Source organism: Caulobacter sp. P4_E5, assembly GCF_056401555.1.
Window position 1 is genome coordinate 1 of the sequence record NZ_JBFUJD010000047.1, and the last position, 26028, is coordinate 26028.

Annotated in this window: 14 protein-coding genes and 1 pseudogene; 5 read left to right on the top strand and 10 right to left on the bottom strand. The window is 67.0% G+C overall.

Annotation, left to right across the window (positions count from 1 at the left end):
* Positions 1 to 334 precede the first annotated feature (334 nt).
* Positions 335 to 1603, top strand: coding sequence for a hypothetical protein (locus tag AC1DSO_RS15085; RefSeq protein ID WP_477069594.1), 1269 nt, complete (start codon positions 335 to 337; stop codon positions 1601 to 1603).
* Between the two features lie 132 nt (positions 1604 to 1735).
* Here AC1DSO_RS15085 and AC1DSO_RS15090 read toward each other — a convergent pair whose 3' ends face one another.
* A complete protein-coding gene (locus AC1DSO_RS15090; protein ID WP_477069595.1) occupies positions 1736 to 3013 on the bottom strand; it encodes an alginate lyase family protein in 1278 nt (425 codons plus the stop codon).
* Positions 3014 to 3225: 212 nt separating this feature from the next.
* Here AC1DSO_RS15090 and AC1DSO_RS15095 point away from each other — a divergent pair, with 212 nt between their 5' ends.
* From AC1DSO_RS15095 to AC1DSO_RS15105, 3 genes are all read left to right on the top strand, one after another.
* Complete coding sequence (locus AC1DSO_RS15095; protein WP_477069596.1) at positions 3226 to 4386, top strand: glycoside hydrolase family 88/105 protein; 1161 nt, start codon at positions 3226 to 3228, stop codon at positions 4384 to 4386.
* 420 nt (positions 4387 to 4806) lie between these two features.
* Positions 4807 to 7656, top strand: a complete 2850-nt coding sequence (locus AC1DSO_RS15100) for a TonB-dependent receptor (RefSeq protein ID WP_477069597.1) — start codon at positions 4807 to 4809, stop codon at positions 7654 to 7656.
* 180 nt (positions 7657 to 7836) lie between these two features.
* Positions 7837 to 10695, top strand: coding sequence for a M14 family metallopeptidase (locus AC1DSO_RS15105; protein WP_477069598.1), 2859 nt, complete (start codon positions 7837 to 7839; stop codon positions 10693 to 10695).
* An 11-nt stretch (positions 10696 to 10706) separates the two neighbouring features.
* Here AC1DSO_RS15105 and AC1DSO_RS15110 read toward each other — a convergent pair.
* From AC1DSO_RS15110 to AC1DSO_RS15135, 6 genes and pseudogenes are all read right to left on the bottom strand, one after another.
* Positions 10707 to 10837, bottom strand: a pseudogene (locus AC1DSO_RS15110) (hypothetical protein); the annotation flags it as partial.
* Positions 10838 to 10977: 140 nt separating this feature from the next.
* The gene (locus tag AC1DSO_RS15115) at positions 10978 to 14259 is read right to left on the bottom strand and encodes a TonB-dependent receptor domain-containing protein (protein WP_477069599.1); all 3282 of its coding nucleotides are present in this window, start codon (positions 14257 to 14259) and stop codon (positions 10978 to 10980) included.
* 237 nt (positions 14260 to 14496) lie between these two features.
* Positions 14497 to 15492 carry a FecR family protein gene (locus tag AC1DSO_RS15120; RefSeq protein WP_477069600.1) on the bottom strand — a complete coding sequence of 332 codons (996 nt, stop codon included), beginning with the start codon at positions 15490 to 15492 and terminating at the stop codon, positions 14497 to 14499.
* Positions 15456 to 16049, bottom strand: coding sequence for an RNA polymerase sigma factor (locus AC1DSO_RS15125; RefSeq protein ID WP_477069601.1), 594 nt, complete (start codon positions 16047 to 16049; stop codon positions 15456 to 15458). Before AC1DSO_RS15125 ends, AC1DSO_RS15120 begins: the two co-directional genes overlap by 37 nt.
* A gap of 220 nt (positions 16050 to 16269) precedes the next feature.
* Positions 16270 to 17937 carry an MFS transporter gene (locus AC1DSO_RS15130; RefSeq protein WP_477069602.1) on the bottom strand — a complete coding sequence of 556 codons (1668 nt, stop codon included), beginning with the start codon at positions 17935 to 17937 and terminating at the stop codon, positions 16270 to 16272.
* A 139-nt stretch (positions 17938 to 18076) separates the two neighbouring features.
* The gene (locus tag AC1DSO_RS15135; RefSeq protein WP_477069603.1) at positions 18077 to 18466 is read right to left on the bottom strand and encodes a YciI family protein; all 390 of its coding nucleotides are present in this window, start codon (positions 18464 to 18466) and stop codon (positions 18077 to 18079) included.
* A gap of 134 nt (positions 18467 to 18600) precedes the next feature.
* Between AC1DSO_RS15135 and AC1DSO_RS15140 the strand changes: the two genes are divergently transcribed.
* On the top strand, positions 18601 to 19209 hold the full coding sequence (locus tag AC1DSO_RS15140; RefSeq protein WP_477069604.1) for a peptidylprolyl isomerase: 609 nt from the start codon (positions 18601 to 18603) through the stop codon (positions 19207 to 19209).
* Between the two features lie 173 nt (positions 19210 to 19382).
* Here the strand turns inward: AC1DSO_RS15140 and AC1DSO_RS15145 are convergent, their stop codons facing one another.
* The 3 genes from AC1DSO_RS15145 to AC1DSO_RS15155 form a co-directional block, all read right to left on the bottom strand.
* On the bottom strand, positions 19383 to 20948 hold the full coding sequence (locus AC1DSO_RS15145; protein ID WP_477069605.1) for a tryptophan halogenase family protein: 1566 nt from the start codon (positions 20946 to 20948) through the stop codon (positions 19383 to 19385).
* A 10-nt stretch (positions 20949 to 20958) separates the two neighbouring features.
* A complete protein-coding gene (locus AC1DSO_RS15150) occupies positions 20959 to 22479 on the bottom strand; it encodes a tryptophan halogenase family protein (protein ID WP_477069606.1) in 1521 nt (506 codons plus the stop codon).
* Positions 22480 to 22619: 140 nt separating this feature from the next.
* Complete coding sequence (locus tag AC1DSO_RS15155) at positions 22620 to 25700, bottom strand: TonB-dependent receptor (protein ID WP_477069607.1); 3081 nt, start codon at positions 25698 to 25700, stop codon at positions 22620 to 22622.
* Positions 25701 to 26028: the final 328 nt, after the last annotated feature.

The following is a 26028-nucleotide window of genomic DNA, read 5'->3' on the forward strand; positions in this document are numbered from 1 at the left end:
TCCAGGGGCTTCGCCTACCCACTCACCCTCCCACCGCTACGCGGCGGGCCCCTCCCTCTCTCCATGAGAGAGGGGTTCCGGTGAGCGTCCTTGCTTGGGTGGGAATCCTTCTCCCCCGGAGAAGGAGCCCTCCTTACATCTCACGGCAAAACGATCGCAGGGCTGATCAGGTCACTCAAGGACCGCGTTCAACCCACCAGGCGAAGACCGCTTCCGCCCCTTGCATTCATTGGGCGAATGCCAGATTTCAGGCCGCGAGGAGACTTGTGATCACGATTTAACTTGTGGTTTTCAAAGATCGCCGCAAGGACGCTTCATAGCAGGGGTGACTGATATGAAGCTGAAATCGATGGCGGCGGCCTTGGCGCTCGCAAGCCTGTGCGCGGCTTCCGCCCACGCCGAGCCCGTTGCGTCGCTCTCGTTCGCGGACCGGCTGGCGCAGGCAGGGGCGCCGCTGACAGTTCGGCCGGAGGGCTTCTCGGGTCCGGGAGCCGCGATACTATCGGAGGCTATAGACGCCAGCCGGTACGTCCTCATCGGCGAGAGCCATCATTCGCGCGAGATCCCCGCCTTCACCACGAACGTCTGTCGATTGATGGCGCTCGGCGGCCTGACGGCCATGGTCGTCGAGATCGGGCCGGAGGCCGCCGGAGCGGTCAACGCGCGGCTGAGAGCGCCGAACCGGGAACAGCTGATTTCCGACTTCATGCGCTCGCATCCCGACGCCATGGCCTTCCTCAACGGCCGCGACGAGGGCCAGACGGCGGCCGATTGCGCGGGCGCCGCCGGGCCGGACTTCAAGCTGTGGGGGCTGGACCAGGAGTTCTTGGGCGCGAGCGGCTATTTGCTCGAACAGATGCTGGCGGCCGGTCCAGGACCGCTCGCCCGCGCCCAGATCGAAGCGCTGGCCGACCAGGAGCGGACGGCGACGCAGGCCGCGCTCACCTCCGGTTCACCCATGGACCTGTTCCTGCTCAAGGCCACCGATGCAACGCTGGATCAGGCGGGGAAAGCCATCGACCGGGACGGCGGCGACCGGGCCAAGGCGCTGTTCGCCGCCTTGCGCGAAACACGCGCCATCTATCAGGCCTCGCAGTCCCGCAGCGGCGATCCGAACGGGCGCAGGGCGCGGCTGATGAAGCGGACGCTGGTGGCGCATTTTGCCGAGGCGCCGCAGGCACGCCTACTGATGAAGTTCGGCGGCTACCATCTCTACAAGGGCTACAATCCACTCGGCCAGCGCGACCTGGGCAATTTCGTCGCCGAACGCGCCGACGGAGAGGGCGTGAAGTCCCTCCATATCATCGTGACCGGCGCGAGAGGCGTGCAAGCCGGATACAACGGGGTCGGCCGCCAAGTGGCCGTGCACGACTTCGATGCGACCACGGGCAAGGACAGCGACTGGTCCAAGGAGGTGACGCTGGCCCGTCCTTCGGGCACGCCGCCGGGCGACTGGTTCCTGGTGGATCTGCGCCGTTTGCGCGGCGCCGATCTGGAAGCCCTGACGCCTGAATGGCGCGCGCTCATCCGTGGCTACGACCTCGCCGTTGTTGCGCCGGAAGTGTCCGCGTCCACCATGCTGGGGGCTCGTGACGCCCCTTAGGCTCAGGACTCATTCCTCATAGCCAGCAGAGCACGATGGCGGCGAGGGCTATGGCGGACATTCACGGCCAAGGTCGCGCGGTTCGCCGCTGCGGACCGTCCCCCTTTCGCCGGGGAAATCGCATCTGCAAAACTACTTCCTATAGGCCGCGATCGTCAGCCGGCTCTGGGCCGCTGGCGACTGCCTGGCGATGAACTCCGCCTTGGCGGCGAAACCGGCGTCGCCATAGGCCCAGGCGGCCAGGTCATAGAGATCCAGCGCCTCGCGGGTCGCGTCCTCGGGCTTCAGATCCTTGTAGGGGAAAGCCTTCTCGTTGCCGACGAACTGGGCCAGGTAGTCGTAGGCGGCGCGGATCCCCTGCCCCTTCGGCCCCTTGTAGGTCCACAGATCGACGCCGACGCAGGGCCCCAGCTCGGCCATGCCGACCAGCGGCTCGAGGGCGAAATAGCTGTAGTGCAGCCCCCGGGTCCGCGCCAGTTCGCGGGGCATCTTGCCGTCGGCCTCGATCTGCGGATCGATCCGGTCCTTACCGGCGGCGGCGATCACGCGCCTGGCCAGATCGGGCTTGCGGGCGAACAGGGCGAAGGTCGCCAGCTGGTCGTCGAACCAGATACCGTGATTGTTCTCGGCCGCGCGCTCCTCCTTGCCGGTCGGGGCGGTCTGCATCCACTGGACGTAGTCGCCGAACCAGGCCTCCAGCCCCTTCTGCTCGGCGGAGGTCAGCACCTTGGATGGCGCCAGGACACCGATCGACTCCACCACCCGCAGCAGGCGGAAGGTGTCCAGCACGCCCTCGGCGCGGCCCGGCGTGCGGCCGGGAACGCCTTGCGCAAAGGTCATACCGGGGTTCATCCGCGTGGTCGGATCCAGGAACCAGACGCGCAGCAGCTGGGCGGCCTTGGCCGCGTATTTCGAATCGTCGGTGAAGTAGTAGGCCAGCGACAGGGCCTCGACCGCGCTGGCCATCGTGTCCATGCGCCCGGCGTCGAAGGCGTTGGTGTTGCGCTCGGGGTTCACCTCGCCGTCCTTGCGGATATAGGGCTCGCCGTTCGGCTGGGCGGGATCGGGCCACCAGTAGGGTCCCATCGAGATGTAGTCGTGCTTGTCGCCGCTGGGCGGGGTGCGGCTCTTGTCGACGACGCTGTAGACGGGGCCGGCCAGCGCCTTGTCGGCGCGCGCCGTCAGCGCCTGGTAGGCAGGCGACAGCTCGGCCCCCTTCGCATTGGCCTTGGCCGATCGCAGCCACTGCGGCTTCCAGCGGAAGGTGCGGCGACCGTCGAAGTCGGCGGCGTAACCATCGTCGGCCCTGCAGACGGGGCCCGCGGCGGCCGGGGTGGTGGCAAGGACGCCGGCGACGGCGGTGGCCAGGCCAGCGGACAAGGCCAGGGCGCGAATCGAAGCGGAGATCATCGGGTCTTCCTGCGAGCTTAGACGCGCACCTTAGCGTGGTCTCGGCGCCGCGCAAGGATTGGCCTGACCAAATTGGTCATCTATCTTTTCCGAAAATTTGCCTGTCATCGGCAAGATCGGTAAGACAACCTTCGACGGTCGCCGCCACCGTGGCGTCGCCGAACCCAAGCGCCCGCAGAGRCGCCCGGGACGAACACGAGGGGAAGACCACCATGCGCATGAAGCTCGCGACCGCCCTGGCCTGCCTGGCTTTCAGCGCTACGGGAGCGCTCGCCGCCCCGCCCTCGTCCGCGCCGCCGGCCGCGACGGTCGACGTGTCCGCCTCCGCCCTGACCCTGGGCCGCGCCGTCGCCGACTGGCAGCTGCGGCACATGGACGGCCAATTCGCGTACGTCCGGACCCGCCGCGAGGGCACACAGAATCCGCGCGGCTGGATCCAAGGCGCCTTCTATGTTGGCCTGACCGCTTTCGCCGAACGAACCGGTGATCCCGGCTACGTCCAGGCCATGCGCGCGCACGGCGTGGCGCAGGCCTGGGGCCTGGGCAAGCGGCCGCTGCACGCCGACGACCACGTGATCGCCCAAACCTGGATCTGGCTGAACGCCCGCGACCACGACCCGGCCCAGATCGCGCCCGTGAAGGCCCGCTTCGACGCGATCCTGGCCGACCCGCCGAAAGCCGACCTGGCCTTCATCGACGGGACGGAAGACCAGCCCTGCCAGGCCCGTTGGTGCTGGAGCGACGCCCTGTTCATGGCCCCGCCGACCTGGACGGCCCTGTCGGCCGTCACCGGCGACCCGCGCTACGCGGCCTATGGCGACCGCGAGTTCTGGGCGACCACCGACTATCTGCTCGACAAGGAGCACGGCCTCTATTTCCGCGACAGCCGCTTCTTCGACCGCCGCGACGACCAGGGCCGCAAGATCTTCTGGAGCCGCGGCAATGGCTGGGTCTATGCGGGGATCGTCAACATCCTGAAGACCTTGCCGGCCAACCACCCCGACCGGCCGCGCTATGTCGCCCTGTTCAAGCGGATGTCGGCCAAGCTGGTTTCGCTGCAAAAGCCCGACGGCTACTGGCCGGTGTCGCTTCTGGCGCCCGAGCATAGCCCGCCCGAGACCAGCGGCGCCGGCTTCTTTGTCTACGGCCTAGCCTGGGGCGTGAACCAGGGGCTGCTGAAGGACCCGAAGTACCCTCGCTCGGCTCGCCTGGGCTGGTCGGCCTTGGCCAAGGCGGTGAACCCGGACGGCAAGGTCGGCTGGGTGCAGCAGGTCGGCTACGCCCCCGACCATGTCGAAGCCGAGGACACCCAGCTCTACGGCGCCGGCGCCGTCCTGCTGGCGGCGTCGGAAGTGTCGCGCGGACGTTTCTAGCGCGCGCGCATTCCCTCTCTCTAAGAGAGAGGGATTTTCAGTCTCGCACCTTCGCGCCCGCGAACATCGTTATTCAGTAAAACCAACTATTCGAATTTTAACGCCCAGCAGCGATACAGCTCCGTCGTTCCGCGAACGGTGGGATTTCAGTTATGTTCCACAAGCTCCGCCTTAAATTTCCGTCATGTTTCGCCACCGATACCACTTTGACTTATTCATGCCCCATTTGGCGCGAGGCGTTGCCTTAAAGAGACAGCTTCACGACAATTCGATTACATTTCGAACCGTGCGATTGACCACTTCGGCTGGAGACTTCTAAGCCGCCGATAACCGCCGGATCGCGGCGGGAAACCTCATCTCGCATCGGGCTGTAAGGACGCCGGCGTTCGCGCCGACGAGGGCGGCCCGGAAGGATCGAACATGAAGTACAAGATTAGCCGGGGTCGTCTGCTCACGACCACGATGATCGCGGGCGTGGCCACGCTGGCCGGCTTCGCCGCGAATGCTCAAACCACCGCCGCTCCGGCCGCTCAGCCTGCGGCTCAAGAGAACGAAGTCGAGGCCGTCGTGGTCACCGGCTCGCTGCTGCGCCGCACCGACACCGCCACGCCCTCGCCGGTCACCGTCCAGACCAACGAGCAGCTGAAGGCCCAGGGCATCACCACGGTGGCCGACGCCATCCGCAGCCTGTCGGCCGACAATTCGGGCTCGATCCCCGCCGCCTTCGGCAACGGCTTCGCCGCCGGCTCGACCGGCGTGTCGCTGCGCGGCCTGTCGGTGAACTCGACCCTGGTCATGATCGACGGCCTGCGCAACGCCAACTACCCGCTGGCCGACGACGGCCAGAAGGCGTTCGTCGACCTGAACTCAATCCCGTTCAACGCGGTCGAGCGCATCGAGACCCTGAAGGACGGCGCCTCGTCGCTGTACGGCGCCGACGCCATCGGCGGCGTCGTCAACATCATCATGAAGTCGAACTACCAGGGCATGAGCGCCGACGCCTCGTACGGCAAGAGCCAGCATGGCGGCGGCGACCAGTATCGCTTCAACGGCGACRTCGGCTATGGCGACCTCGATACCGACAAGTACAATGCCTATTTCGACGTCGAATATCAGCTGGACAAGCGCATCCGCGGCAACCAGCGCGGCTTCCCGTTCAACACCAACGACCTGTCCTCGATCCCAGGCGGCTCGAACGACAACCCGCAGACGGGCGGCAGCACCTTCTACGGCAACATCAAGCGCGCCACCCTGACCACGCCGGGCAACCTGGCCACCGGCCTGGCGATCGACAGCCCGACCAACGTCTGGCAGCCGTTGCGCACCTGCGCCGCCGACGCGCCCCTGACCACGCAGCTCGACGAAGACGGCGTGCTGATGGGAACCTACTGCGCCCAGAACATCGCCAACTTCGGCGACATCCAGCCCAAGCAGTCGCGGATCGGCACGTATGGCCGCTTCACGATCCGGCCGAACGACAATCTGGAAGCCTACATCAGCGGCAGCTTCGTCCAGAGCAAGACGTCGGTGAACGGCACGCCCGTCTCCATCTCGTCGAGCACGCCGAACAACCTGTCGAACCTGGTCCTGCCGGTCTATGTCTGCTCGGCTGGCGTCAGCTGCGCCACCGCCGCCGACCGCCGGCTGAACCCGAACAACCCGTTCGCCTCGACCGGCGACTACGCCCTGATCAAGTACCGCTTTAGCGACCTGCCGGCCTCGGCCCGCTACACCAACCGCATGATGCGTCTGGTCGGCGGCGTGAAGGGCTCGGCGATGGACTGGGACTACCAGGCCAACGTGGTGATCGCCCACGACACCCTGGAAAGCGCCCAGACCGGCTTCCTCAGCTACAAGCAGCTGATGAGCGACATCCAGACGGGCGCCTACAACTTCGTGGACCCGTCGCAGAACAGCCAGGCCGTCCGCGACGCCCTGTCGCCCGTGCTGGCCAAGACCTCGACCACCGACATGGACTCGGTGAACTTCCAGGCCTCGCGCAGCGTGTTCAGCCTGCCGGGCGGCGACGCCCAGCTCGGCGTCGGCGGCGAGTTCCGCTACGAAGCCACCAACGATCCGGCCCTGAACCCGGTCAACGACGCCCAGGGCCTGGGCAACGCCCGCACCGAAGGCAACCGCACGGTCGCCTCGGCCTTCGCCGAACTGGGCCTGCCGGTCACCAGCCAGATCGAAGTGAACCTGTCGGGCCGCTACGACCACTATTCGGACTTCGGCGATAACTTCTCGCCGAAGCTCGGCGTCAAGTTCACGCCCATCAAGTCGCTCGCCCTGCGCGGGACGATCTCGAAGGGCTTCCGGGCGCCAAGCTTCTCGGAAGCGGGCAACTCGGCCAGCCAGGGCTTCACGACGTTCTCGTTCAAGGGCGACCAGTACGCCGCGTTCCGTGACGCCCACGGCAACAACGAGTACACCAAGGCCTATTCGCTCTCGTCGATCACCACGGCCAATCCGGACCTGAAGCCGGAGAAGTCGACCAGCTACACCTTGGGCGCAGTCTGGGCCCCGACGCGCGCCTTCAGCGTGTCGCTGGACTACTATCACATCAAGAAGAACGACGTGATCGCCCAGGCCAGCGCGGGTACGGCTCTCGCCGCCTACTACGCCGGCCAGGCCATCCCGGCCGGCTATACGGTGGTCGCCGACGCGATCGACCCGGAACACCCCACGGCCCTGCCGCGCGTGCTCTCAGTCGCCTCGCCCTACATCAACGCCGACTCGCTGATGACCAGCGGCCTCGACCTGAACGTCCAGGCCACCTTCTACCTGCCGGCCGACGTGAAGTGGACGAGCAACCTCGATGCCACGACCATCTTCAACTACAAGTACACCCAGGACGGTACGACGTATGACTATGTGGGCACCGAAGGGCCCTACGTGCTGTCGTCGGGCGCCGGCACTCCCAAGAACCGCCTGCAGTGGACCAACACGTTCGAGCGCGGCCCGATCCACGTGACGGGCACGATGAACTACACCAGCGGCATGCGCCAAGGCGACGACAGCTATCAGGAGGGCTGCCTCTACGGCAGCGCCGAGTTCAACTGCCGCATCAAGTCGTTCACGACCGTCGACCTGACGGGCGCCTACGACGTGACCGAGCACGCGACGGTCTATGCCGACGTGATGAACCTGTTCGACACCGGCCCGATGTTCAACCCGGCCAACTACGCCGCCGTCAACTGGAACCCGACCTATTCGCAGTCGGGCATCGTGGGCCGCTACTTCCGGGTGGGCGTCCGCATGAAGTACTAGGCCAAGCGTGTCGCCAAAAGTGGTCGCCGGTTTCGGCGGCCATGATGCGGCCACGCCGAAGCGCTATCTCGCGTACGGGTCGCGTGAGTATGACCCGATGAGATGGAGGGGCCGTCCGCGAGGACGGCCCCTTTCCTTTTGCCAAAACCTTTCGCCCCAAAAAATGGGCTGGCCTCGCCGTTGCTCCGACGGCGGAAATCCGCTCCAGCTTCGTCGGTTCAGAGAGGCGGCCATCATCCTGAAGGAGTCGCCGAGGGCTTACGGGGTAGAACGATGACGCGTGGTTCAGCGATGGCCGGGGCGGCCCTCGGCGTGGTGCTGGCTTTCGGCGGGATGAGCGGCGCGATCGCCGCTGACATCACCGCGCCCGACAAGGCCTTCGCCCAGCCAATCGGCAGCGACTACTTCCTGGCCGACTACACCGCCTACGAGGCCTATCTGAAGACCCTGGCCGGCCAGTCGGACCGGATGAAGCTGGTCGACATCGGCAAGACCGAGGAAGGCCGCACCATGTGGATGGCGGTCGTCTCCTCGCCGGCCAACCTCGCCAAGCTCGACGACTACAAGGCCATCGCCCGCAAGCTGGCCAAGGCCGAGGGCGTCTCACAGGACGAGGCCCGCAAGCTGGCCGCCCAAGGCAAGGCCGTGGTCTGGATCGACGCTGGCCTGCACGCCAACGAGACCATCACTTCGCAAGGCCAGATCCAGGTGCTGTACCGGATGCTGACCCAGACCGACGCCGAGACCCTGCGCCTGCTGGACGACTGCATCATCCTGTTCGCGCAGGACAATCCGGACGGGATGGAGATGATCTCGGACTGGTACATGCGCAACCAGGATCCGAAGACGCGCGAGTTCGGCTCGCTGCCGCGCCTGTACCACAAGTATATCGGCCACGATAACAACCGCGACAGCTTCATGTCGGCCATGGCCGAGACGACCAACGTCAACAAGCAGCTGTTCCGCGAGTGGTACCCGCAGATCGTCTACAACCAGCACCAGACCGGCCCCAACGGCATGGTGGTGTTCGTCCCGCCGTTCCGCGACCCGTTCAACTTCAACTACGACCCGCTGGTCATGACCGAGCTGCAGGAGGTCGGCATGGCCATGCACAGCCGCCTGGTGGCCGAGGACAAGCAAGGCTCGGGCGCGCGCAGCGCCGCCCCCTACTCCACCTGGCACAACGGCATGGAGCGGTCGGTCGCCTACTTCCACAATTCGATCGGCCTCTTGACCGAGATCATCGGCGGCCCGACCCCGACCACGGTCAATCTGGTGCCGGAGCTGCAGCTGCCCGGCAACGACCGCCCCGCCCCGATCGCGCCGCGCGAATGGCATTTGCAGGACTCACTGGACTATCAGCAGACCATGAACCTGGCGGTGCTGGACTACGCGTCCCGCAACCGCGAGCGCCTGCTCTTCAACATCTGGAAGATGGGCGACAACGGCATCAAGCGCGGCTCGCGCGACAGCTGGACGATCACCCCGACCCGGGTCGAGGAACTGGCCGCCGCCGGCAAGGGCAAGCCCGGCCCGGGCCGCGACGCCGTCGACCCCGGGCTCTACAAGTCGGTGCTGCAGACGCCGGAGGAACGCGACGCCCGCGCCTATGTCATCCCGTCCGACCAGGCCGACATGCCGACCGTGACGGCCTTCCTGAACGCCCTGATCAAGACCGGCGTCGACGTCGACAAGGCGACCAAGCCCTTCGCGATCGGCGGCAAGACCTATCCCGCCGGCTCCTACGTGGTGCGCACCGCCCAGGCCTATCGTCCGCACGTGCTGGACATGTTCGAACCCCAGGACCACCCGCACGACCTGGAATATCCAGGCGGCCCACCGAAAGCGCCGTACGACGTCACTGGCTACACCCTGGCCTACCAGATGGGGATCAAGTTCGACCGAATTCTCGATGGCTTCGAGGCCCCGACCACCCGCGTCCCCGACCTGATCGCCGTGACGCCGGGTTCGGTGAAGGGCGCTGGGAGCGCGGGCTGGCTGGTCAGCCACGAGACCAACGCCAGCTTCACCCTGACCAACCGCCTGCTGAAGGCCGGCGCCAAGGTCTATTGGCTCAAGGACGGCGCCAAGGCCGGCCCCCATGGCGACAGGGTCGCCTTCGGCCCCGGCGCCATCTGGGTCCCTGCCTCGCCCGCCGCCAAGGCGGTGATCGACAAGAGCGTCAGGGACCTGGGCGTCGACGCCTATGCCGTGGGCGGCAAGCCGTCGGGCGCGACCATCGCGCTGAAGCCGGTCCGCATCGGCCTGGTCGACGTCTATGGCGGCTCGATGCCCTCGGGCTGGAACCGCTGGATGCTCGAGAGGTTCGAGGCCCCGTTCCAGGTGGTCTATCCCCAGCGCCTGGACGCCGGCGACATCGCCAAGGACTTCGACGTCCTGGTGTTCCCGGATGGCGTGGTCCCGGCTCCGGCCGACGGCCCATTCAAGGCCGGCCGCCCATCGACCCAGCCCAAGCCCGAGGAGATCCCGGCCGAGTACCGCGCCTGGCTGGGCCGGGTGAGCGACGAGAAAACGCTGCCCCAGATCGCCGACTTCGTGAAGGGCGGCGGCACCGTGGTGGCGATCGGCGCCTCGACCCGCTTGGCCACGGCGCTGGGCGCGCCGGTCGAGGTCGCCACCGCCAAGCTCGAGAACGGCGAGCTGAAGGCCCTGACGACGCGCGAGCTCTATATCCCCGGCTCGGTGCTGCGGGCCAAGGTCGATCCCAAACAGCCGCTGGCCTATGGCGCGAGCGATCAGGTCGACGTCTTCTTCGACCGCAGCCCGACCTTCACGCTGAAGGCCGAGGCCAAGGGCGTGGCGCGGGTCTCGTGGTTCGACAGCGACAAGCCCCTGCGCAGCGGCTGGGCCGTCGGCCAGGACAGGCTGAAGGGCTCGACGGCCATGCTCGACATCGACGTCGGCAAGGGCAAGGTCTTCGCCTTCGGCCCGGAGATCACCCAGCGCGCCCAGTCGTGGGGCACGTTCAAGTTCCTGTTCAACGGGATGCTGTACGGGCCGGCGGTGAGCGGGAAATAGCTCGAGACGACGCCCCCTCCGTCACGATGCTTCGCATCGCGCCACCTCCCCCGTTTCACGGGTGAGGAGGAAACCCTCCTCCCCTGCGCAGCGGGGGAGGTGGATCGGCGCCAATAGGCGACGAGACGGAGGGGGCGCTTTCCCCATCCCCAAAACGAATATCGCCGCCGGAGGGGCAGCTCCGGCGGCGATGGATCGCGCGTTTAGGGGACGTTCGGTGGGAGGATTGTCCCCCGCGGCGCGATCACCTCGGCCCCGGATCGGGGCGCGAGAAGGGAGGGTCTAGAACCTCTTGCTCAGGTTCATGTACCAGTAGCGGCCCGTGGCGTTGTGCAGGGCGCCCAGATAGCCGAAGTTGGACGAGGCGATCGGCGGGTCCTTGTCGCCGACGTTGCGGACGCCGACCCGGACGGTGGAGCCGTCGAACCTGCCGTCCTTGAACGCGTACTGGCCGTAGAGGCTGACCGTGGTCCAGTCCTTGACCGGGAAGTACTGGCCGTTCACCTGGGACGGACCGGTGTCGTAGACCTCGCCGACATAGTTGACGAAGGCGCCGGCGCCCCAGCCGTTGTAGCGCCAGGTGAAGCTGGCCGTGCCGCGGAACTCGGGGAAGCCGTCCATCTTGATCTGGTTGCCGGCGCTGGCGATCGACACGCCCGGCAGCGAACCGGCGGCGACCGCCTGCTGCAGCAGGCTCTCGATCGGGCTGGGCGACTGGTCGTACTTGAGCAGCTTGGCGACATTGACGCTGAGGCCGAAGTCGCCCCAGGCGGTGTCGTCCAGGTCGTAGTCCAGCGAGAAGTCGACGCCCTGGACCATGCGCGGCTGCAGGTTCTGATAGGTGTCCTGGATATAGGCGATGTTGCCGACGGTGGCCGCGCCGACCGGCGCGTCGCGGACGACATTTGGGTTGGACGAGCCGCCCTGGCGCAGCAGCCAGTCGTAGGCGATCTGGTTGTAACCGCCCAGGATGCCGATGATGTTCTTCTCGCGGATCGACCAGAAGTCCGCCGTCAGGGTCAGGCCGCCGAACTGGCGGGGGATGAAGGTCGGCTGATAGACGACGCCGACGGTGGCGTTGTCGGCCTCTTCCGGCCGCAGGTTCTTGTTGCCGCTGCGCACCTCGATCGTGCTGCCGCTGGGGCAGGTGGTCGCCGCCGGGTTGTTGATCCGGCAGGCGGCGTAGTCGGTGCGGGTGTTCGAGACCGTCGAGCCGTCGCTGTAGAACTGCGGCAGGTTCGGCGCGCGGAAGCTCTGCGAGACCGAGCCGCGGATGGCCAGGCCCTGGCCGACCTTCCAGTAGATCGCGCCCTTGGGCTTCAGCACATTGCCGAAGTCGGAATAGTCCTCGTCGCGGGCGGCGATCTGCAGGCTGATCTCCTCGACGAACGGGATGTGCATCTCGGGCGAGATGATCGGCACGGCCAGTTCGAAGAAGGCCGAGGTCACCGAGCGGCGGCCCGAGATGTTCGGCGCGCCCGAGGCGCCCATCACGTCGGTGCCGTAGGTCACGCCGGTGACGCTGTTGGTGTACTTGATCTTGCCGTCCAGGCGGTCGTCGCGATCGTCCTTGTAGGTCTCGCGGCGCCACTCGACGCCGGCCGCGAAGCCGACATCGCCGCCCGGCAGGGTGAACAGGTCCTTCTTGGAGATCTTGAAGTCGGCCAGGGCCAGCGAGGTCTTGCTGATCCGATAGACGTTGATCAGGAACGCATTGATCGTGGCGCGGTCGTTGGGCGTGGCGTCGCCGACCGAATAGTTGCCCAGCGACCCGCCGTTGAACGGGTTGTAGGCCGTGGCGTCGGTGCGGTTCAGCGCCTGCTGGAACAGGGTGTTGCTGATCGCGTCGTGCGTCATGTCCTTGGTGCGGGCGGCCGAGTACAGCATGGCCGAGTCCCACTTCCAGCCGTGCCACGCGCCCTTCAGCCCGCCCAGCAGGCGATAGCTGTCGTCGGTGACGGTGTAGGTGCGCGGGCCGGTGTCGACCGGGCGGTAGGTGGTGATGTTCATCGCCAGGCCCGTGGTCGGCACGCCGGTCAGGCCCGCCAGCCGGTTGGGGCTGGTGGTCGGGCCGAAGGGGTTCCAATAGGCGTTGGCGGCGATGCTGATCGGCGCGGTGCTGAGCGGGGCCGACTGCTCGCGGCTGCCGGTGAACAGGGCGTGGTAGTAGCCCGCCTCGCCATAGGCCGTCAGCTTGCCGATCTCGTGCTCGACGGTCGAGAACAGGTTGGTGCGTTCGACGCCGCCCTTCAGGGTGCGGTCCGGGTTCTCGTCGTAGCGCAAGGCGCGGTCGGCCGCGCCGGTGATCGTGCCCGACTTCAGGCAGAGGCTGCCCGTCAGCACGGTGCTGGAGCAGCCGGCGGCGGTGTTGCCGACCGGCTCGACATGGAAGACGCCCGAGGTGGTCAGGGCCGTCGCGCCCTGGCGCACCGTCGTGGTCGGCGGGATCACCGTGAACGAGCCCCAGGGGCTGGCGGTCGAGCGGCTGTCGAAGGTGGTGTTGTCGACCCAAGGCGTGCCGGCCACCTGGGCGCGGTGGTCCTCGCTGGCGGCGTAGTCGCGCTCGCTGGCCATCAGGCGGCTGCGGCTGGTGTAGTTGCCGAAGAAGGTCAGGCGCGTGCCGTCCTCCAGCCGCGTGCCGGCCTTCAGGCTGAACGAGCCTTCGCGATAGCTGGTCCCTTCCGAGCCGCCGTATTGCGCTTCCATCTTCAGACCGCGGAAGCGGGTGTCGAGCACGGTGTTGACCACGCCGGCCACGGCGTCCGTGCCGTAGATGGCGGCGGCGCCGTCGCGCAGGACTTCCACCCGCTTGATGCCGGCGACCGGGAACGAGTTGGTGTTGACCGTCTGGACCGGCACCAGGTTCTCGGTCTGGCTGCCCGGGGCCAGCACGGCGCGGCGGCCGTTCAGCAGGGCCAGGGTGTTGCCGGTGCCCAGGCTGCGCAGGTTTAGCGACGAGACATCCCCGCGCGCGTCGTTCAGGTTGCCGGTCGTGCGAGCTTCCTGGAACTGGACGTCGCCGGCCTGCGGGATCGAACGGAACAGCTCGTCGCCCGACACCGCGCCCGTGGCGATGATGTCGTTCTCGCCGACCACCGTCACCGGCAGGGCTTCGGTGGTCCGCGCGCCCTCGATCTGCGAACCGACGACCACGACGGTTTCGACGACCTGGGCCTCTTCTTCAGTCGCGCCGGCCCCCGCGCTCAAGGACTGGGGGGGCGGAGACGCGGAGACTTCGGCCGAGGCCGGACGTAGCGTGACGGTCTTGCCGTCGTCGGCCGCGACCACCAGGCCGGCGGCCTTGGCCAGCCGCGCCAGGGCGTCGGCGTCGGCGACGTCGCCGGTCACCGCCGGCGTGCGTTTGCCCGAGGCGGCCTCGAACGGGAACAGCACCTGCTTGCCCGACTGCTTGGCGAAGGTCTGCAGCGCGGTCACCGCGTCGCCGGCCGGAATGTTGAACGTGTGTCGAGCCCCCTGCGCCAGGGCCGGACCGGCCAGGACCAGGACCGCGGCGGACGCCATCAGGAAACCGCGAACCGTGCGGCGCCGGGTGTCGATCGACATGCTCTTCGTAGCCCCTCTCGGCGCCCTCCATCCCCATGGGAAGACGCCTTCATCAGACCGACGCTGCAATGTCCGTTTTCCGCCATGGCGGATGGAACTTTTTCGGACACAAGAAACTGTCATCCCGGCCAAGCGCGTAGCGCGCCGAGCCGGGACCGCAACAAGCGCCGGCGTTTCCGGCGGTCCCGGCTCTCCGCTTCGCTGCGGCCGGGATGACAACTTCTAAGGCTTCTAACGCTACCCCCGCCGTGACAGGCGGATCGTACCGTCGGCGCCTTCCGTGGCCCGCACCGGGAAGGCGCTGGTCACGGCGGCGACGAAGCCCTTGGGCTCGGTGGTCTGGAAATAGCCGGCCAGACGCAGGCCCGAGATCGACGGGTCGGTGATGCTGACCTGCTGGCGATTGTAGCGGTTGAACTCGGCGACCGCCTGTTCCAGCGACTGGCCGTTCAGGGCGATGGCGCCCTGACGCCAGGCCAGCGCCCGGTCGATTTCGCTCTCGGACACGGCCCGCGAACGGCTGCCGGCCGAGCCGTAGATCGCCGCCACGCCGGCGTTCAGGCGCAGCTCGTCCTTGCGCTCGGTCGGTTCGGGATCCAGGTCGACCGCGCCCTTGCGGACCGTGACCACCGCCCCGTCCGAGCGCAGGCGCACGGCCAGTTCGGCGGAACCGTCGGCCTGCATCACCGCGTCGGCGGCCTTGATCACGAATGGCCGCGCGTCCTTGGCGGCCTCGAACACGGCTTCGCCCCGCACCAGCCGCACCTCGCGGACGCCGTTGCGATAGCGGACCACGACCTTGCTGTCGGTGTTCAGCTCGATACGGCTGTTGTCGCTGAGCACCACCACCCGGCGCTCGCCGATCGCGGTGGCGTAGGCGGTCGAGGTCCCGAACGACATCACCCCGGTCACGACCAGGGCGGCCACGGCCGCGGCGGCCATGCCCCGCGCCCACGGCGACCGGCTCAGGCCAGGCAATGAGGCGCGACGCGCCGGCTCCAGCAGATCGCGGTCCGGACGCTCGCCGGGCGGACGCAGCGCGCGCAGCCGGTCCAGCCGCGCCCAGGCGACGGCCTCGCGCTCGAAGGCGGCTTCGTGTTCATGGCTTTCGTCGCGCCAGGCCTGGAAGGCGGCGCGATCGGCGTCCGAGCACGAAGGATCGTCAAGCCGGACCACCCAGAGGGCGGCCGCCTGTCTCACCGTTTCGCGTCGTGATCCCGTTTCGCGCTCCATGAGCGTCCTTCGTCGACCTTGTTCTTGCGTCCGATACGCCGTCCGAGCTTGTCGGAACAGTAGCGAAGACCCTTCACCAGATGCTTCTCAACAGTAGAGACGGATAGGCCCATCCGAACCGCTATCTCCTCCGGCGAGAGGCTGTAAACTTTTCTCAACGTGAAGGCGCGGCGGCACTGGGCGGGCAGCTCGGCGATCGCGTCGGCCAGGGCCCGCAGCTCCTCACGTGATTCGAGCACCATTTGGGCGCCGGGCGCCTCGTCCATCGGCTCGATCCGTTCGAAATCGGCGACGGCGGTGATGGTCAGAACCTTGCGGCGGCGCAGGGCGTCCAGGGCGCAGTTGCGCAGGATGCGGGTGGCGAAGGCGGCCGGATTGCTCACTTCGCGCCAGGTCTTGCAGGCGATGGCGCGCGCGAAGGTCTCGTGGACCAGGTCCTCGGGATCGGTCTGGCCGTCGCGGCAGAACTGTCGGGCATAGGCCGTCAGGTCCGGCTCCAACGGCAGGATTTCCCGTCGGAACCAGGCGCGCCTGTCTTCGTCGTCCTGAGCCATCAACGCTCCCCTCGGAGCGCAGCCAAGCTCATTGGCGGGAAGATGGCAACCCGGCGGCGGGAACCTTGGCCTCGAACAGGGCCGGGCGCCTATCGCTTGGTCACACCTGATCTGTCATCCCGGCCGTAGCGAAGCGGAGAGCCGGGACCGCAAGAAACTCAGCGCTTGCGGCGGTCCCGGCTCGGCGCGCTGCGCGCTTGGCCGGGATGACAGCTTTAAAGGTCTAATCCTCGATCGGATTGTGCCGCGTATCCTTCAGGAACAGACCACCGATAACGGCGGTCACCGCCGCGATGATCACCGGGTACCAGAGGCCAGAATAGATATCGCCGGTGGCCGCAACGATGGCGAAGGCCGTGGTCGGCAGGAAGCCGCCGAACCAGCCGTTGCCGATGTGGTAGGGCAGCGACATGGCCGTGTAGCGGATCCGGGTCGGGAACATCTCGACCAGCATGGCCGCGATCGGGCCGTAGACCATGGTCACATAGATCACCAGCAGGGCCAGCAGACCGATGACCTTGGGCTTGTCGACCAGGGCCGGGTCAGCCTTGGCCGGGTAACCGGCGGCCTTCAGCTGGTCGCCGAGATCGGCTTCCCAGGCCTTGCGAGCGTCAGCGAAAGCTTTGCCCGTGGCGCCTTTGGAATCGAAGCCGTCGAGGGTGACGCCGCCGACCTTGACGCTGGTCGCCGCGCCGGCCGGGGCGGCGTGAGCGCTGTAGCTGACCCCGGCCTTGGCCAGATAAGCCTTGGCCACGTCGCAGGGCGTGTTGAACTTGGCCTTGCCGACCGGATCGAACTGGAAGGCGCACGAGGCCGGGTCGGCCGACACCACGACCGGAGCCGAGGCCTCGGCCCGCGCCAGCACGGGATTGGCGGCCACGGTGATGGCCTTGAAGATCGGGAAGTAGGTCGCCGCCGCCAGCACGCAGCCGATGATGATGATCCACTTGCGGCCGATCTTGTCCGACAGCCAGCCGAAGAACACGAAGAACGGCGTGCCGATCAGCAGGCTGGTGGCGATCAGCATGTTGGCGTGGGCGCCGTCCAGCTTCAGCGTCTTCTCGAGGAAGAACTGGGCGTAGAATTGGCCGGTGTACCAGACCACCGCCTGGCCCATGGTCAGGCCGAACAGCGCCAGGAACACGACCTTGAGGTTCTTCCAATTGCCGAAGGCCTCGGCCAGCGGCTTCTTGGTGCCTTTGCCTTCGGCGATCATGCGCTGGAAGGTCGGGCTCTCGTGCAGCTTCAGGCGGATCCACAGCGACACGCCCAGCAGCAGCAGCGAGACCAGGAACGGGATGCGCCAGCCCCAGGCCTTGAAGGCGTCCTCGCCCAGTTGCGTCCGGGTGACCAGGATCACCAGCAGCGACAGGAACAGACCCACGGTCGCCGTGGTCTGGATCCAGCTGGTGTAGAAGCCGCGCTTTCCGTCCGGCGCGTGCTCGGCGACATAGGTCGCCGCGCCGCCGTACTCGCCGCCCAGGGCCAGGCCCTGGACCAGGCGCATGACGATCAGGGCGATCGGGGCGGCCACGCCGATCTGTTCGTACGAGGGCAGCAGGCCGACGACGAAGGTCGACAGGCCCATCAGCAGCATGGTGATCAGGAAGGTGTTCTTGCGGCCCCAGATGTCGCCCAGGCGTCCGAAGATCACCGCGCCTAGCGGGCGGATCGCGAAGCCGGCGGCGAAGGCCAGCAGGGCCAGGATGAAGCCGGTCGTCTCGTTGACGCCCGAAAAGAAGTGGCCGGTGATGATCACCGCCAGCGAGCCGTAGAGATAGAAGTCGTACCACTCGAACACGGTGCCGAGCGAAGATGCTCCGATCACCAGCGCGTCGCGCCCCTTCCCCGCCTTCACTTGGCCGGGCGCGGCTTGGCTGTCAGCCCCCATACGCTTAGTTCCTTCCCTCAAATGCGCCGCGCGTCGCCCGCGGTCACCCCAATTCGGGGGGACCCTAACGCGACCAACGTGACTCTTGCGACCGAGGAAATCTGGTAACGATCACTTTTGTCGGACAAACGTTTCGCGGCTAGGGAGCGGGYGCCTCGGTCACCGGGAACGGCGCGCCGGGCAGATACAGCAGGACCGGCCGGATCTCGTAGACCGCGGTGGGGTTGGCCTTGCGCAGGTCGCGGGCGATGCCGACCGCCTCGTCCCGAGAGGCCGCGTCCACCACGTAGAGGCCCAGCAACTGCTCCTTGGTCTCCGCGAAGGGACCGTCGGTGATGAAGCCGGCGCCGGGCCCGCGCAGGGTGACGCCGCCGCCCGTGGCGCCCAGCCGCGCCGCCGGGCCCAGCCGGCCCTCGCGGACGAGGCGGGCGTTGACCTCCAGCAGGTCGGTCATCAGGGCGGCGTCTTCGTCGGGCGTCCAGGACTGGACGGTCTGTTCCTCGTGATAGGCCAGGATGGCGTACAGCATGCGGTTTCCTCTGGGGCGCTCTTCGGCGCGCGATCGCGGGAGAATTGGCACGGAATAACGCCGTTCGCCATCCCGTCTGGCGGGCTGACGGGGCCGAAATGTTGCGCCATAACCGGGTGAACAAAGGAGCCGCCATGGACCGCGCCAAGATCGCCCGCCGCATCGTGCTGGGAGCCCTCGCCTCCCCGCTTCTGGCTATCCCGGCGCTTGCCGCGCCGGCCAAGCCGCGCGTGGCGATCGAGACCGACAAGGGGACCATCGTCGTTGAGCTGGAGGACAAGAAGGCCCCGATCACGGCCGGCAACTTCCTCTACTATGTCGACAAGCACCGCTTCGACGGCGGGCAGTTCTTCCGCGCCAATCGGGCCAAGGGCGCGCCGGGTGCGGGCTCGATCCAGGGCCAGCCCAAGCCCTATTCCCGCCGGGCCCCGCCGATCGCCCACGAGAGCACCTTGAAGACGGGCCTGAAACACAGGGCCGGCGCCATCTCGATGGGCCGCGACGCACCGGGCTCGGCGACCGCTGACTTCTTCATCTGCGCCAGCGCCCAACCCTATCTCGACGCCAAGCCGGGCAAGTCGGACGCGGCTCAGGGCTATGCCGTGTTCGGCTATGTCGTGCAGGGCATGGACGTCGTGAAGAAGATCCTGGCCGGCCGCACCGACGGCGCGACCAATGTCCCCTCGATGAAGGGCCAGATCCTGAACCCGCCGGTGAAGATCCTGAGCATGAAGCGGGTTTGATTCTCCTTCTCCCCTTGCGGGAGAAGGTGTCAGCCAAAGGCTGACGGATGAGGGGTCGATCGTCCTGTCAGCTTGGCGCCCGGCCGGACCGCTTGTCGCGGTGGATCCGGTCTTCGACCCCTCATCCGTCGGCTTCGCCGACACCTTCTCCCGCAAGGGGAGAAGGAAAAATCCTAAGCCACCGTCTTCATCGGCGCGGCCACCGGCTCCGGCGGCGGAGCCGGGCAGTTCTGGGCCAGGAATTCGCCGTGGCTGGGCAAGCTGGCGACCTGGGCGGCCAGCATCGGGGCCGACTGGTCCAGGGTCTGCTGGATCACTTCGTACGGCACGGTGTCGACCAGTTGCTGGTAGCGGCGCGGCCGCACGCCCATGCCCTCCATGATCGACTGCCACGACGGGTTGCGGAACATCTCGTCGACGCCCTCGCGCAGCACCCCATGGGCCCGGAAGAGTTCGATCCGTTCCTTCAGGCTGTCGGGGATCGGCGCGTCACGGCAGGCCCGCCAGAACGGCGTGTCTTCGCGCTCGCTGGTGCAGTAGTGCAGCACGATGAAGTCGCGGATCTCCTCGTAGTCCGCCGTCATGCGGCGGTTGTACTCGGCCGCCAGGGCCGGGTCRCAGTCGCGGTCCGGGAAGAACCGCAGCAGGAAGTCCATGCCGCGATAGATCAGGTGCAGGGCGGTCGATTCCAGCGGCTCGATGAAGCCGCCGGCCAGGCCCACCGCGACCACGTTCTTCTCCCACGGGCGCTGGCGCATGCCGGTCTTGAACGGGATGAACATCGGGTTCATCAGCGCCTCGCCCTGCAGGTTGCGCACCAGGGTGGCGCGGGCCTCGTCGTCGCTGAGGTGCTTGGAACTGAACACATAGCCGTTGCCAGACCGATGCTGCAGCGGGATGCGCCAGCGCCAGCCGGCGTCCTCGGCCTTCGCCAGGGTGAAGGGGTGCGGCGCGCCGACGTTCTGGGTCTGCACCACCACGGCGCGGTCGCATAGCAGCAAGTCCGACCAGTCGACGAACGGCGTCTCCAGGGTCTTGCCGATCAGCAGGGCGCGGAAGCCCGAGCAGTCGATGAACAGGTCGCCCTCGACCTCGTGGCCATTCTTCATGATCACCTTGGCCACCCCGCCGTCGGGGCGGGTGACGACGTCGGTGACGATGCCCTCCGTCCGCTTGACGCCTCGGGCCTCGGCGTAGTCGCGCAGGAACTTGGCCACCAGGCGCGCGTCGATATGCAGGGCGTAGCTGGCCCCGGCGATCAAGCTGCGCTGGGCCTTGAACGGCAGCATGAACTTCCACTGGTCGGCCATCACCGTGCCGGGCGCGAAGTCCTGCAGGTTCGAGGGATGGCCATTGGCCTTGGCGCGCAGCCAGCACTGATAGAACTCGTGCGGGCCGATCGGGCCGCCGATGGCGCCGAACGGGTGGTAGTAGTGCTCGCCCTTCTGCTTCCAGTCCTCGAACCGGATGCCCAGTTTGAAGCTGGCCTGGGTGGCCTGGATGAACTCGCGCTCGTCGACGCCCAGGCTGGCGATCAGTTGCAGGAACGGCGGGATGGTCGACTCGCCGACCCCGATCGTGCCGATCTCCTCGGACTCGATCAGCTCGACCTCGCAGGTTTCCTTTTGAGGCCCGCCCTTTTGGAAATAGTGGCTGAGCATGGCCGCCGAGATCCAGCCGGCTGAGCCACCGCCGACGATGACAATCTTCTTGATGGCGTTGGGATTGGTGTTCGTCATCGAGAGCCTCCTACTGGGCGACTATGGGAACGGGGCGGCAGTATTCTTCGAGGAAGGCGCCGTGCGGCGGCGTGGCGGCCACCACCTCGCGGACGGCCTTGCGCATCTCGGCCAGCGGCGCGCTGAGCATCTTCGGGTCGATGCCGTCCAGGGCCGGATCGACCATCTCCGGCAGCAGCCCGAAGCCGGCATAGATCGCCATCCAGCTGGCCGGCTGGAACATCTCCCAGCGGTAGCGAACGAAGTGGCCGCGCTGGCGGAACAGGTCGACCTTGCGCTGGAGGGTGTCGGGCAGGGTGATGGCGTTGCAGTCGCGCCAGAACGCCGTATCGCCGCGCTTGTTGGCCCAATAGTGCAGGATGATGAAGTCGCGCACGCGCTCCATCTCACGCTTGGACCAGTCATTGAACTCGTCGGCCAGTTCCGGCGCGAAATCCTTGTCCGGGAACAGCGCCTTGATCTTGTCGATGCCCGTCTCGATCAGCGCGATCGAGGTGCTCTCCAGCGGCTCCAGGAAGCCCGACGCCAGGCCCAGGGCGATGACGTTCTTGTTCCAGACCTGCTTGCGCCGACCGGGGTTGAAGCGGATCTGGCGCGGCTCGTGCAGCAGCGGATCGGGCACGGCGGCCTTCAGTTCGGCCAGGGCGGCCTCGTCGCTGATGTGGCGCGAGGAATAGACATAGCCGTTGCCGTAGCGATGCTGCAGCGGGATGCGCCAGCGCCAGCCGGCCGCCTGGGCGGTGACGTCGGTATAGGGCGCCGGATCGCCGACCCCTTCGCTCTGGACGGCATAGGCGCGGTCACAGAACAGCACGTCGCTCCAGCTCTCGTAGCCGGTCTGGAGGGCCTCCTCGACCAGCAGGCCTCGAAAGCCCGAGCAGTCGATGAACAGGTCGCCCTCGACGGTCTCGCCCGTGTGCAGGTCCAGCGAGGCGACGAAGCCGTCCTCGGGCCGCAGGTTGACCTTGGTGACCTTGGCGTCGATGCGGCGCACGCCGTTGTCCTCGGCCACCCGGCGCATCAGCTGGGCGAACAGGCTGGCGTCGAAGTGCAGGGCCCAGTCGAAGATCGACAGGCTGGAAGCCGGGTTGCGCGGCGGGGCCATGAACTTGCCGGCCCGGGCCAGCGAGGCGCCCAGCGAGTAGTCGGCGATGTCGGTCGGCTCGCCCGCCTGCGCCAGCTTGCGCCAATAGTGATGGAACGGGATCCCGCGCAGATCCTGGCCGAACAGGCCAAACGGATGGATGAACGACTGGCCCTCGCCGGCCCAGCCGTTGAAGCGGATGCCCAGCTTGCAGGTCGCCCCCGTGGCCCGCATCACCTCGATGTCGGAAAGGCCCAGCTGCTGGTAGAAGCCGCGAATGGTGGGGATGGTCGCCTCGCCCACCCCGATCGTGCCGATCTCGGAGCTCTCGACGAGGGTGATCTCGAGCGGACYGCCGTGGAAGTGCCGGCGTAGCGCGGCGGCCGCCATCCAGCCGGCGGTGCCGCCGCCGACGATCACGAGCTTGCGGATACGGTTGTCCTGCATGGAGCGCTCCCACTCCGGTCTCTTGGAGGTCCGGTTGGTCGCAAGCTATCGGCTCACGTCACGACCGGACAGGTCCCGCCTCCTGAAAAAAGTGGCCGCCGTGAGGGTGYACGGCGGCCGCAGGAGGTCAGAGGGATGGTTTACCAGCGCGCCCGGACGCCCAGCGTATAGCGGGGCTCGAACTCGTTCTGGCGGATGTACTGGGTCTTACCCTTGGCGAAGCGAGCGTAATAATCCTCGATCTCGCCGGTCACGTTCGACCCGTTGAAGTAGACGGTGACGTTGTCGCGAACGTTGTAGCTGACGTTCACGTCCACATAGCCCGCGCTATCCTGGTAGATCGGGATGTTGCTGCTCATCACCTCGGCCAGACGGTCGGTGCGATAGTTGTAGGCGACGCGCGCCTGCAGCTTGTCGTCCTGATACCAGCCGACCAGGTTGAACTGATGCTTGGAGTTGTCCTGGAAGGGCAGCTCCTCGCCGTCCAGACCGGTCCGCGACTCGTTGCTCGGCGAGTAGGTGTAGTTGGTGTCGACGCCGAAGTTCGAGAAGAAGCCGGCGTCAGGCATGAAGTCGCTGACCGCCAGCTTGGCGCCGACTTCCAGACCCTTCACCTCGCCGCCATCGCCCTGGATGGGCAGGGTGACGTTGACCGTGCGGCGGATCACGCCGTCCTGGTCGGGGAAGCGGCCGGTGGTGACGCCGTTGGTGACGAAGCTGTCGATCTTCAGCTTGAAGGCCGAGATGTTCAGCATCGAGGCGCGACCGAAATAGTACTCGATGGCGCCGTCGAAGTTTTGCGACCGCCAGGGATCCAGCATCGGGTTGCCCGAGGCCTCGGCGCTGGTGACGCAGCGGACGTTCGGCAAGGCAGCGCCGCAGTCGGAGGTATTGATCTTCAGGCCGCCGCCGTAGTTGCCCAGGTCGAGCGGCTGCATCGTCTTGCTGTAAGCGAAGCGGAACTTCAGGTGCTCGTTCAGATCGTACGAGACGTTCAGCGACGGCAGCCAGTCGGTGTACTTGCGCTTGGTGACGTTGTCGCCCGCGTCGGCGTTGGTGTCGCCGTAGTTGCGGGTGTCGCCGGTGAGGTTCTGCTTCACCGTCAGCTCGGTCTCGATCACCCGCAGGCCGAAGTTGCCCGACAGCCCGCCGACCTCGAAGTTGGCCGCGCCGTAGGCGCTCTGCTCCCGCAGGCTGACGTCGTAGGTCTGGCCCGGGACCTGGACGCGGATGGCCCCGCCGAACACCTTCTTGTGGAAGGCCTCCGCGTCGTCGAAGTCGCGCGGATCGATGGCCCAGAAGCCAGGCATGCCGCTGGTCACGCCGCCCAGGTCGTCGACCCAGACCACGTTGTTGTAGGTGTCCAGACGGGTCGGCGCGTTGACTGTGTAGCCTTGGAACACCGGCAGGCCGGTGACCGGATCGGGCACGAACTCGCCCGCCTGGCACTGGTTCTGGTTCATGACGACGTCGATGGCCTTCCACTGGGCCTCGCAGCCGCCAGCCGGCACGGGCGTGCCGTTGGCCTGCACCGCGCCCGGCGAGCCGCCGTAGAAGCCCGAGAACAGGTGGAACTGCTCGACCTCGACCGAGCGTTCGCTCTGCCGCACGCCGCCGTCGACCTTGGTGATGAAGCCCAGCAGCTTGTCGTCGAACTTGTAGTGGCCGTCGGCGCGGAACACGTTCATGTCCGAATTGACTTCGTTGTTGCCCTCCGACGAGAAGGCCCCGATGGCGTAGCTGTCCTTGTTGGCCATGTAGTCCTTGAGGGACTTGCCCGCGCCAAGGCCGCCGGCCAGCGGACGGTCGAAGCCGCTCCACACCGGGTGGTCGCCGCTGATGTTGTAGTGCAGCTGCGGATTGGCGCCGTAGCCCAGCGGGTTCGGGTCCAGATAGCAGCCGCCGGCGCTGCCGGTGACGGCGTTGGTCCGGCGCGAGGAGCCGAACTTGTCGCAGATGGCCTTCGGATAGAACGTGCCGCGCGTGCGGTCGGCCGGATCCCGGAACAGGTTGAAGCGGCCGTCGGCATAGCGCCAGTTGCTCAGGTCGCCCTGGGCCTGGCCGTTCATGCTGAGGCGATCGCCGTCGGCGCGGATGGCGCGGGCCTCGAAGGTGAACGGACCGCCGTTATCGTAGTTGAGTTCGAGGTTGTAGTTCTTGGTCTTCGACTTGGTCGTTCGGTTGACGGTGAAGGAGTTCACCCACCACGCGTTGATGTCGTACTCGTCGACCGCCAGCCAGTTGCCAACGCCCACGGGCGAGGACACGGTCGGCTTGTTCCAGGTGCCGAAGGCGCCGCCGTCCCAGCGGTTGGAGATATTGATGCCGACGGCGCGATTGTACTCGTCGAGCTTGGCGTAGAAGCCCTCGGCGATCAGGGTGAAGCCCTCGCCCAGGTCGGCCTCGAACGCCGCGTTGATGCCGAGGCGCTTGCGCTCGACCACACGGTTGAAGCTCTCGTAGCCATGGGGCGAGATGTAGCTGGTGGCGAAGCCGCCGCCCCAGTCGTTGTTGCCCGACAGGCCGACGGTGCCCGAATAGTTGTTGCCGAGGTTGGCCTCGCTGGCGGCGACGCCGACCATCAGGCCGACCCGCTCGTTGCGCCAGTTGACGACGCCGTTGACCAGATAATCGTCCTTCTTGGTGCGGTCGCCGCGCTGCGCCTCGGCCGCGCCCGTGAAGGTCAGGCCCTGGTCGAACTGGAACGGACGGCGGGTGCGCAGGTCGATCGTGCCCGAGATGCCCGACAGGGCGTTCTTCGGATCGGTCGACTTGTAGACCAGCACCTGGTTCATCAGCTGCGACGGCACGTCCAGAAGATCCGGCTGGGCCGAACCCATGTTGCCGGCGCTGAGGTACTGCTCGCCGTTCAGCAGGGTGATCACCTGCCGCAGGCCGCGGATGTTGACGGTCTTGCCTTCGCCGGCGTCGCGCTGGATCTGGACGCCCGAGATGCGCTGCAGCGAGTCGGCGATGGTGACGTCGGGCAGCTTGCCGATGTCTTCCGCCGAGATGGCGTCGACGATCGAGGCCTCGCGGCGCTTGACGTCCACCGACTTGATCTGTGACCCGCGAACGCCGGTGACGACGATCTCTTCGACCTGGGTTCCGTCGGCTTGCTGGGCGAAGGCCCCGCTGGCGAGGGCCAGTTGCGACGCGCCGGCGACCAGCGCCAGCGTCAGGCCGCGCCTGAGCACGGCTTTCCTTGCTTCCTGTGACAATTGCTCGCTCCCCAAATGAATCGTTCTTATTGGCCGCCAACCCGCGCCTCGCGCCGCCGCTCTGATGGCGGCTGTCGAGGAACGTTTGAGACTTTGCGGGCGTGTCCAGTCGCCTGTCCGACGACTGTCCAATCCCCTCGGCGGCCTCGGCGCCTAGACGTTCGATTCCAGCCCCGCGCCTTCGTCGAACGCTGGCACCTTCATCAAATGTCCCGGCCAAGTCAACAACAATGTCAACGTTGTCATTCTTCCGAGACGAGGGTTTTAGAGGATCTGAGACATAGCCTGGAGCCCAGGCTTGATTGAGATCGCCTGCCGCCAACGACGG

What these genes read in the sequence shown, in the direction of transcription:
- AC1DSO_RS15085 (WP_477069594.1), top strand. Translation starts at nt 335, where the DNA reads ATGAAGCTGAAATCGATGGCGGCGGCCTTGGCGCTCGCAAGCCTGTGC.
- AC1DSO_RS15090 (WP_477069595.1), bottom strand. Translation starts at nt 3,013, where the DNA reads ATGATCTCCGCTTCGATTCGCGCCCTGGCCTTGTCCGCTGGCCTGGCC.
- AC1DSO_RS15095 (WP_477069596.1), top strand. Translation starts at nt 3,226, where the DNA reads ATGCGCATGAAGCTCGCGACCGCCCTGGCCTGCCTGGCTTTCAGCGCT.
- AC1DSO_RS15115 (WP_477069599.1), bottom strand. Translation starts at nt 14,259, where the DNA reads ATGTCGATCGACACCCGGCGCCGCACGGTTCGCGGTTTCCTGATGGCG.
- AC1DSO_RS15120 (WP_477069600.1), bottom strand. Translation starts at nt 15,492, where the DNA reads ATGGAGCGCGAAACGGGATCACGACGCGAAACGGTGAGACAGGCGGCC.
- AC1DSO_RS15130 (WP_477069602.1), bottom strand. Translation starts at nt 17,937, where the DNA reads ATGGGGGCTGACAGCCAAGCCGCGCCCGGCCAAGTGAAGGCGGGGAAG.
- AC1DSO_RS15140 (WP_477069604.1), top strand. Translation starts at nt 18,601, where the DNA reads ATGGACCGCGCCAAGATCGCCCGCCGCATCGTGCTGGGAGCCCTCGCC.